We start from the raw sequence: 8,410 nt of genomic DNA on the forward strand, positions 1-8,410 counted from the left end.
AGCCTAGCCACCCCATTGACCCCATAAAAGCAAAACATTCCGCGTTCATCATGCCATCACTCCTAAAAAAAGAGGCAATCGCCAAGGCTTATTGCGGGCCATGGTGGCTGGGCATGCTTCCTCTCATCTGTTCACGCTGCTCATCGGTCAGTAAGTCCTGCATCTGATTATGCATGCGCACGTTATCAGCCATCATATCGCCATGAAGGTTGGCCATTTGAGCATGCAGCGCCTTTATTTCCTCTGGTTCAGGGCGTTCAGTCTGCATGGTTTGCATCATGTCGTCGCGCAGGTTCATCAATTCGCCCATCCGCTCAAGCTGGGCCGCGCGGTGTTCTTGGCGCATCTCACGCATGGTACTCATCTGCTGCTCGTCGAGCATACCGCCAATGCCGGACATACTCCCCATGCCTTCCATCATTGGACAAGGCATCATCCCGCTTTGCCCTCCCATCATCATTCCTGGGTACATGCCTTCTTGACTGCCCATCATCATGCCCGAACCCATACCGACTTGGCCGTCCATCATATTGCCCTGACCTTGGGCGCCTTGGCTCATACCTTGAGCGAAGATGGCGCTGCTGGGGACACTGAGGCTTGCAGCCAGACCAATGGCAAAGATCATCTTGTGCTTAACCATGATATTTCCTCTTATCATGTTGCTGGTCGAGACATCGCCTTATCCATTAAAAATGGAAGAAGGCGGAGTTAGCTTTCGTTATAAGCCTACAACCTATAGGTGGCCCAAAGGTAAAGGAGAAACCGATCCCAATACCTAAGTGTTGTCACAGATCATTTTTTCCGCCATTTTCAGCCCTGTTTCAGGTTGGCACGTTTTAACACCGACTCATTTCCATGAAGAAAAGCACGACGCCATGCGCCTTGTTCGCCAAACAGGGCAGATGAACGATGTAAGAAGGCTCAGCCGAATCAGTTTTAGCGCCTCCGCGATGAAGTAACGGCATCCATTCAACCCTAAAAATATATAAGGATACGGTATGCAAAAGAAGACGAGTTCGCTCCCTATCATTCACGCTACCTTAGCAACGCTGTTGCTGTCGCTAGCAATCCCAGTGCTGGCCCATGAAGGGGGCGCAAGCACTTCGCCTAAGGATGGCGTCACCATTCAGGATTCCCCAGCAGAGATTGGCATCGAGTTTGGTGGCATGATGCGCATCACCCAGTTTGAAGTGACAGGCCCAAACGGCCCCGTTCCTCTTGATGGTCAGCCAGGCAGTGAACAGGTCGAACGCTACGTCGTGAAGCCCGGTGAAATTCTTTCGGCTGGGGACTACCAGGTGCACTGGCGCGGCCTATCGGATGACGGACACATGATGTCCGACGGTTTTAACTTCTCGGTCGAGCCCTGACCCGTGGCTTGGTGGTTCTCCGTAAATAGCCTCGATGTCTGGACCGTCGCGATGATTCTCGTGGCGGCCGGGATTTACCTTAGCGCCCTAGTCGCGACGGGGGCCGTGTTGTTTCGTCTAGCGTTTCCCCGGCTCCCTGATCACGACCGGAGGCGCGTCGCCCGCATGGGTGTCCTTTCTGCCTGGGCGGGGGTCATCCTGATTCTGTTCCAGTGGTCTTTAGAAGCTGGTTACCTTGGAGGCGGCAATATAGCGGCTGCAACCAACCCAATGTTGCTCGGGATCGTGTTCGATGGCGCGTCCGGGGGTCGACTAATACTGGTGGTAGCTGGTTTGCTGCTGGTCCAGGCGATTCAGCTTAATAACTTAGCGTTCTCGAAAACAGCCAACAGCTTGAGCCTAGTAGGCGTTTTATTGGTGATGCTGGCATTCGTGCAGGTGGGGCATACAGTAAACACCCCACGCCTCGTTCTGGCTGTCTTGCTGATCGTTCACCTGATGGCGGCAGCATTCTGGGTAGCCTCGCTGTGGCCGCTGTTCCACTTAGTGGGGCAACATTACAACCACGGCAATACCGCCCGCATTCTGACCCGTTTCGGGCAACTCGCCATGGGCGGAGTTGGCGTGTTGGTACTGGCGGGCGTCACTTTGGCCACGCTGCTAACAGGCGGTCTCACACCCCTGCTCACCACGGCATATGGACAGTTCTTGATCGGCAAAGTATTGATTGTCGCGGTGCTGCTGTTATTTGCTGCCGCGAACAAGTGGCGGCTTGTACCTGCCTTTGAGAGCGGCGATGCAACAGCCCCACGACGTTTGCAGCGCAGTATTGCGCTGGAGGTGGTGCTGGTCGTGGTTATCCTGCTGATCACGGCGGTGCTGACAAGGGTGACATCACCGAATGGGTGACCGTCAGGACAACCACCTTAGGTAGTTAAGAACCTAGCTTAATAGCTATAAGCAACGCTATCCGGAAGGCAAGGCCGATGCCATCCGCGCGCGACAAGAGATGCACACCCGCCACGTGGCCGTGGTGGTTCGTGGCATCTTGATGTGGTTCAGAAATTGTAGCCCAGACCAATCGTATAAGCCCAGATACCGTCCTCCTGAAACGCATCGGTGGCATCGTCGGTATCGCTGAACAGGAACTGATACTCAGCGCGAGCGAGGAAATAGGCCTTGGGCAGAACATAGTATTTCATACCCGTTTCCCGTCCCGCGAAGGCGCTGTCTTTGACGCCGTCTCCATAGATACCACCGAGGCTAGCACCGACGAAGGGCCGCGCACGACCATCAAGGAACTGATGGGTTAGGTAACCACGGGTTGAGCCGTTCCAGAAACCATCTGTGACGCCCGCCTTCGCCTTCGACATCGGCGTAATTGACGCTTTGCCGAACACCGGCAACCATGTTATCCCTCAGATACCAACCAAGATCAACAGTCTCACGCCGAAGTTTCCGCTATTAAAATTCCGATCGTTACTGCCAGTTCCAGAGATCGAAAACTCACGGACACCCGTGGGCCGTACTCTGAGTTTTGGGCGGATGCTGCCCTAGGCAGAACAGCGAGAAGACAAAAAGCCATTGCTGCAGTGTTGACTCTATTCATGAGGAGACCCTTCCTGACATTATTAGGATTGTATTTCCATAATGCACTATTCGTTATCTAGCGCGGATAGTAACGCGACCGATACCTTGGCGATCAAACGACACGGACCCGCACCATCATGTTCAGGGTCTGACATCACACGATCTGTGCGTTAGCACACACGTATATGATGGAATCTGAAAAACTGGCTACCGGATTGAGGATATGTGCTTCACCACAGCCGATCGACTCACCATCGGCATTATGCTCGGCTACATCGTATCCGGACTGATCATTCTTAGGCATCAGTTCCCGGCTGCCTTGCTAGCAACGGTTCTTTACTGATCATTTATTAGTTCTGGTCGACCGGTCGATTCCACCGCCTCGACTGGGTCAGCGACGCGACATGGTTTCTATATGAAGGCCATCGCTCGGCTAGGTGGCTATCTATATCGCTCCAGAGATACCCCTTTAAGGGCAGCCTTCATTGACGAGGTTTCATCCGCGTAGCTGATAATATTGTAAGTTTCCAGGCTTTAAATCCAAACGCAGGAAAAACTTGCGCGCAATTGAAAGGTTGCTGGGAGCAATTTCCGAATAACTAATCGCGGGCCGAAGTGAGGCGATCGCCTTGCAAGATGAGTTCCACGCCCTATCACGATAATCGCATAAGTTGTGGGACAAACTCTTTAGATCATATTTTTGATAACTAATCTTTCATGAGAAGCACAGGTGCGAACCCCCCACCTGGCGTACGGAAATTGGTCGTCTGTCCTCGATAAAGTCTCGCTGCGGCCATTAACAGTGTGCCGCGATAGGTATACAGTCTAACGTCGACCTTGAGATTTTTACGCTGTCCATCGACCAGAACGAGGCGTTCGGAGGGAGGCACATGGGCCTGGGCAATATAGTCGCTTTCCAAGATTTGGCTGAATGTTTTTTTGGTGAGTTTACTTCCCCGGTACACTCCCTTACTTCCGTGGCCTGCGACAGGTTTGAAGAACCACTGCCGTCGCTGTTGCCAAAGGGTATCAGCATTATCAGCGCTGACCTGTAAGGTACGGGGAATACAAGAGCGAAGTAATTCGGCATTTTGAGCGCTCAACCCCCAAGCCATAAGCGTCGCGGGATCTGATAACACAGCCAAGTTGCGTTTGTCCGCGAACAATGCGTGTGCATGGGGATTTGGGGTTATGACTGCGCCTCCGTCCAACCAGGCAGAGTGTAAGGCGGAGTTTCCGGGTGCTTCGAGCCCAAAATCCACTAAGCGATTGTAAACCATATCTACTCGCTTACCGCCGCTGTATAGCATGCCTGACTCATACCGAAGGTCGCCAGGCGAGAGGATGAGAGCATCAATGCCATGACGCCGTAATAACTGCTGGGCAAGTTTGAATTCAGGATAGAGGTATTGCCCCATAGGCTGATCATCAACGATAGCTATCCTCTCCAGACGTCCATTGCCACGCTGGGCACGCCATTCGCTCTCGAACTGGGCTATCACTTTAGCCTCGAAGTCGGCAGACCCGGCCGCACTTTTAGCATCACCACAACACTGCAGTTGGGCCCGTACCAGGATCGCGTTAAGAAATGCACCTCCGGCATTGGTATTGATTTCGATGAGGCGAGGCCCGTCCTCGCCGAGATGGAAATCATAGCCCATGAAGACACCTACTGGGCCGGGGTTTAACTGTGCACTTTGCGGGGCCCAAGACAGTACTTGTCGCTGATAGTCGGGAAGAGCGGCGGCGTTTTCTATGGCCTGAACAGTGGCCCTCATCTGCTCCAGAACCTGAGATGGGACAAAGACAGCGACATTCGAGAAAAGTTGATGCCAGGTCGAACGGATAAAGGCCTCATCGGCATCGTCGCCCAACTGGTCGATAAGACTTTGGGTGGCTGCTCGTCGGTCTAGAGTGATACAGGTGCAGTGCTGGTTCAGCCTTTCTGCTTCTGTCATCCCTGGGGAGCCACTGGTCTTTTGCAAGAGCTGTCCTCTGGTTTTTTCACGCTGATCTAGATCAAACTGGCCAGCATCGGCTGGTCATTGAGTTCATGAGGGCGATATTTAACGAGCTACACCTTCTGCTGATAGATCAACGTCGATGATGAGCGCTCATGGTGCTTGTACGCTCGCATTAACATCTTGTGGCAAAACTTTCAGGAAATGTAGACACAAGGGTTAATATAGATGAAGTGGAAAGCCGACGTCCGGTCATAGCGATAAAAGTAACTAGCGCTACCATCATCATCAACAAGGGGCAACTATTTTCTGCCGACAATGATGCGCAGTGATGACCAAGAGCATCCCTGCTGCCGACATCGGCAACTGAACAAATTTCACTATTAAGCGGAAGATGCTGTATTGAATTAAAAAAGGTCCCGAAATAAGGCCTTGCGCTTGCAAGTTTTCGTGATAGCTACTTATCCGGCAGGTCATATTTTTACTGTAGGTTCAGGCTCGTTTCAGGTTAACACCGTATAAAGAACGGGTGACAATAACCTCTGAGGTAAATGACCATGCGCTACACTCTTTTAACAACGTCTTTGTTTGCCCTTTCATTAAGTCTGATCACGGGCGCGGCGCTGGCTGCACCCGGCCACGGCGGTGGTGGCAATAACCTAACCGAGGCTGACGTTGACCGCACGATCAGCCTTGAGGCTGGCGATATGTGGTTCGACCCTGAAGAGCTAGAACTGGCGGCTGGGGAGGTGGTTAAATTTGAAATCACCAACACCGGCAATTTAGAGCATGAATTTGTGATTGGCAGTAAAGAAGCCCAGGAAGAGCATCGTCAAATGATGCTAGACATGGCAAATGGCGAAGGTCATGACATGTCAAACATGTCACAAGGTGAAGGCCACGATATGGCCAATATGAGCATGGCAGGCGTCACAATTGCACCTGGTGAGACCGGGACTCTATTATGGAGTGTTCCTGATAATACTAACGAGCTAGAGTATGCTTGTAACATTCCCGGCCATTACGAATCCGGCATGTACGGCAATTTTACTTTCTAATCTGACGTTTACCCATGAAACTGTTGCTACTCGAAGATGATGATTTGCTGGCAGAAAGCTTGGCAGAGAGTCTCAAGGACAACGGTTACCTTGTCGACTTGGCCGCTTCATTGAAAGCGGCCAAGTCGCTCATGGCAACCGAGCATTACGAGCTGGCTATCTTAGATCTCGGTTTGCCCGATGGCTCGGGACTAGATCTACTAGCCCAGTGGCGCAAGCAAAAACGCAGCACGCCTATCTTGATCTTGACGGCGCGCGATACTTGGGAAGATAAAGTCATTGGTCTTGAAACGGGTGCCGATGATTACCTAGCAAAACCCTTCCATGAAGCCGAGCTTATGGCCCGTTTGAAGGCACTGCTGCGCAGGCAGTCTGGTCAGTTATCTCAAGTCGTGACGCTCAATGGCGTATCGCTGGATAAAGCAGGCCAACGAGTATGTCTAGAGGGAGAAACTTGGCGTTCGCTCACGGCGACGGAGTTTCGATTACTACGCTACTTAATGCTGCATCCAGATCGCATTCACTCCAAAGAGCAGTTATTAGAGCAGCTCTATGCCCTGGAACAGGATGCCGCCGCACCTAACTTGGTCGAAGTCTATGTCGCTCGTCTGCGCCGTTATCTAGGCAAATCAATTATCCAAACTCGCCGCGGCCAGGGGTATTTCTTTGCTTCACATTGATCGGCGCAGTTTACGTTTTCGACTACTCGCCTGGCTAGGAGGCGTGGCACTATTCGTAGTGGTGACGACCTGGCTACTGCATGGCATATTGTTACAGAATCTTGCTCGGGATTTTTTGGGTGAGCGTCTTCAGCGCGAAGCCGACCATGCCGTCACGCAGCTTGAGCAAGGTGAAGCCGCCGTGCCTGCCGCGCTTGACTCGGTTAGCCAAGGCTATCAAGTCTTTCATCATCTCTACGTACTCCGCTTCAACGGCTCGGTCAGCGCTTCCGACCCACAATGGCAGCAACAGCTGGCTCCGCTGCTAGATGAAAGCGGCAATGCTCTAATAGACGTGAATCGCGGCGAGCAACACATGCTCGTCTATCGTCGCCATTTTGAATGGCAGGGCACGCAGGGTGTGCTGCTGGTGGGTGAGGACTTCTCTCAAGTAGAAGCAGGGCTTGCAACATTGCACTGGTGGGTCGGTGGGATTGCCAGCGTGCTGTTAGGAATGCTCATCATACTCAACATGTTAGCGGTTAATCGTGGACTTAAGCCACTCTGGCAACTGCGTCAACAGCTTGAAGCATTGCGAGCGGGCAAACGTGATCGCTTGTCATTAATAGCCCCTTCTGAGCTAGATGAATTAGTCGACCAGTTGAACTGGTTTATGGATGACATTGACCTTCGCTTGAAGCGCTCCAGAGAGTCGGTCGCGAACCTATCACATGCATTAAAAACCCCGCTGGCAGCCGTTACCCAAGTACTGCGTGGCAATCGGCCCATTGATGAAACCCGACGCCATAAACTGCTCAGCCGTATTGAGGATATTAACGCCCAGCTGGATGCGGAGCTGCGTCGCTCACGTATTGCAGGCCCTAACGCGGGGCGAATGGCCAACGTCACGCGTGATAGTTCACGGCTCATCGAGATGTTCCGCAGCCTTTACCCTGAGCGTATCTTCAACCTCGCCCACTCGGCAGGCGAGAAAGACCAAGTGCCTATTGAGGCTCACGACTTTTCTGAAATATTAGGCATCGTGCTCGATAACGCTGGCAAATGGTCGAATAGGTGCGTTAATTGCGATATTGCCGTCTCCGCAACCACACTCACGCTCACCATTGATGATGACGGCCTCGGCGTTGCAGAAGAGGATCTTTCGCGCTTGGGAGAGCGTGGCACACGACTGGATGAACGCCGTCCCGGCTACGGCTTAGGCCTGTCGATTCTTGCGCAGCTAATTGCCCGCTACTCAGGGCACTCGTATTTTGAGCGCAGTCCACTGGGTGGACTGCGCGTTACGATTATCCTGCCTCTAGCGGGTGAAGTAGCTAATTAATCATTATTCAGCTTTGTTTCAGGTTCTTCCATCAAGATGGTGTCATTCATCATTGATGGGAGTTACACATGGCACGCTCAAGCATTATTTCTCACCCGCTTTCTCGCCGGCAAGTCCTAAAAGGCGGTGCTGCCTTAGGGTTAGGTTCCGCTGCCGCAATGGGGCTAACTCCCGCCTGGGCAAACCCCTGGGGCCGTACGAATGTCTATGCACAGGGCGTCGAAGAAGGGCCCGAGATATCACTGGCTATCCGCCGTGAATCCATTCCGATTGACGGACAAGAAGCCCACCCTATTAGCATTAACGGTACTAGCCCGGATTTCTCATAGCACCTCAGCAAGTACCGCACCCAGGCCGCCATGCTATTAAAAACCTATTGGTACATCTTAAATTGCCTACTTTTTAACCACTTTCCGTCGTTCAGATACAC

At 52.4% G+C, this 8,410-nt stretch carries 9 protein-coding genes; 6 read left to right on the forward strand and 3 right to left on the reverse strand.

The genetic code is table 11. From position 1 onward, the window contains the following. Window positions 1–88: 88 nt before the first annotated feature. Entirely contained in the window at window positions 89–640 is a 552-nt protein-coding gene (locus V8L70_RS22155; protein ID WP_008957444.1) for a hypothetical protein, read from the reverse strand. 358 nt (window positions 641–998) lie between these two features. Here V8L70_RS22155 and V8L70_RS22160 point away from each other — a divergent pair, with 358 nt between their 5' ends. Both V8L70_RS22160 and V8L70_RS22165 read left to right on the forward strand, forming a co-directional pair. Next, complete coding sequence (locus V8L70_RS22160; protein WP_008957445.1) at window positions 999–1,370, forward strand: copper resistance CopC family protein; 372 nt, start codon at window positions 999–1,001, stop codon at window positions 1,368–1,370. A gap of 51 nt (window positions 1,371–1,421) precedes the next feature. Beyond that, window positions 1,422–2,279: a copper resistance D family protein gene (locus tag V8L70_RS22165; RefSeq protein ID WP_092490837.1), complete on the forward strand. Its 858-nt coding sequence runs from the start codon at window positions 1,422–1,424 to the stop codon at window positions 2,277–2,279. Window positions 2,280–2,428: 149 nt separating this feature from the next. Here V8L70_RS22165 and V8L70_RS22170 read toward each other — a convergent pair whose 3' ends face one another. Together V8L70_RS22170 and V8L70_RS22175 are read right to left on the reverse strand one after the other, a co-directional pair. Then, entirely contained in the window at window positions 2,429–2,770 is a 342-nt protein-coding gene (locus tag V8L70_RS22170; protein ID WP_231658664.1) for a hypothetical protein, read from the reverse strand. An 897-nt stretch (window positions 2,771–3,667) separates the two neighbouring features. Next, on the reverse strand, window positions 3,668–4,918 hold the full coding sequence (locus V8L70_RS22175) for an ATP-grasp domain-containing protein (protein ID WP_008957448.1): 1,251 nt from the start codon (window positions 4,916–4,918) through the stop codon (window positions 3,668–3,670). Window positions 4,919–5,478: 560 nt separating this feature from the next. Here V8L70_RS22175 and V8L70_RS22180 point away from each other — a divergent pair. The 4 genes from V8L70_RS22180 (at window position 5,479) to V8L70_RS22195 (ending at window position 8,309) form a co-directional block, all read left to right on the forward strand. Next, window positions 5,479–5,979 (forward strand): cupredoxin domain-containing protein, encoded by a 501-nt coding sequence (locus V8L70_RS22180; protein WP_022522201.1) that lies wholly within the window; start codon window positions 5,479–5,481, stop codon window positions 5,977–5,979. A gap of 14 nt (window positions 5,980–5,993) precedes the next feature. Then, entirely contained in the window at window positions 5,994–6,659 is a 666-nt protein-coding gene (locus V8L70_RS22185) for a response regulator transcription factor (RefSeq protein ID WP_008957450.1), read from the forward strand. Further along, a complete protein-coding gene (locus V8L70_RS22190) occupies window positions 6,646–7,980 on the forward strand; it encodes a sensor histidine kinase (RefSeq protein ID WP_144815969.1) in 1,335 nt (444 codons plus the stop codon). The genes V8L70_RS22185 and V8L70_RS22190 overlap by 14 nt, the downstream gene beginning before the upstream one ends. Before the next feature lie 68 nt (window positions 7,981–8,048). Next, on the forward strand, window positions 8,049–8,309 hold the full coding sequence (locus tag V8L70_RS22195) for a hypothetical protein (protein ID WP_336270610.1): 261 nt from the start codon (window positions 8,049–8,051) through the stop codon (window positions 8,307–8,309). Window positions 8,310–8,410: the final 101 nt, after the last annotated feature.

Source organism: Vreelandella arctica, assembly GCF_037070215.1.
Taxonomy (GTDB): domain Bacteria; phylum Pseudomonadota; class Gammaproteobacteria; order Pseudomonadales; family Halomonadaceae; genus Vreelandella; species Vreelandella arctica.

Coding starts and splice junctions, on each gene's coding strand:
- V8L70_RS22155 (WP_008957444.1), bottom strand. CDS start 640: ATGGTTAAGCACAAGATGATCTTTGCCATTGGTCTGGCTGCAAGCCTC.
- V8L70_RS22185 (WP_008957450.1), top strand. CDS start 5,994: ATGAAACTGTTGCTACTCGAAGATGATGATTTGCTGGCAGAAAGCTTG.
- V8L70_RS22175 (WP_008957448.1), bottom strand. CDS start 4,918: ATGACAGAAGCAGAAAGGCTGAACCAGCACTGCACCTGTATCACTCTA.
- V8L70_RS22160 (WP_008957445.1), top strand. CDS start 999: ATGCAAAAGAAGACGAGTTCGCTCCCTATCATTCACGCTACCTTAGCA.
- V8L70_RS22195 (WP_336270610.1), top strand. CDS start 8,049: ATGGCACGCTCAAGCATTATTTCTCACCCGCTTTCTCGCCGGCAAGTC.
- V8L70_RS22180 (WP_022522201.1), top strand. CDS start 5,479: ATGCGCTACACTCTTTTAACAACGTCTTTGTTTGCCCTTTCATTAAGT.
- V8L70_RS22165 (WP_092490837.1), top strand. CDS start 1,422: ATGATTCTCGTGGCGGCCGGGATTTACCTTAGCGCCCTAGTCGCGACG.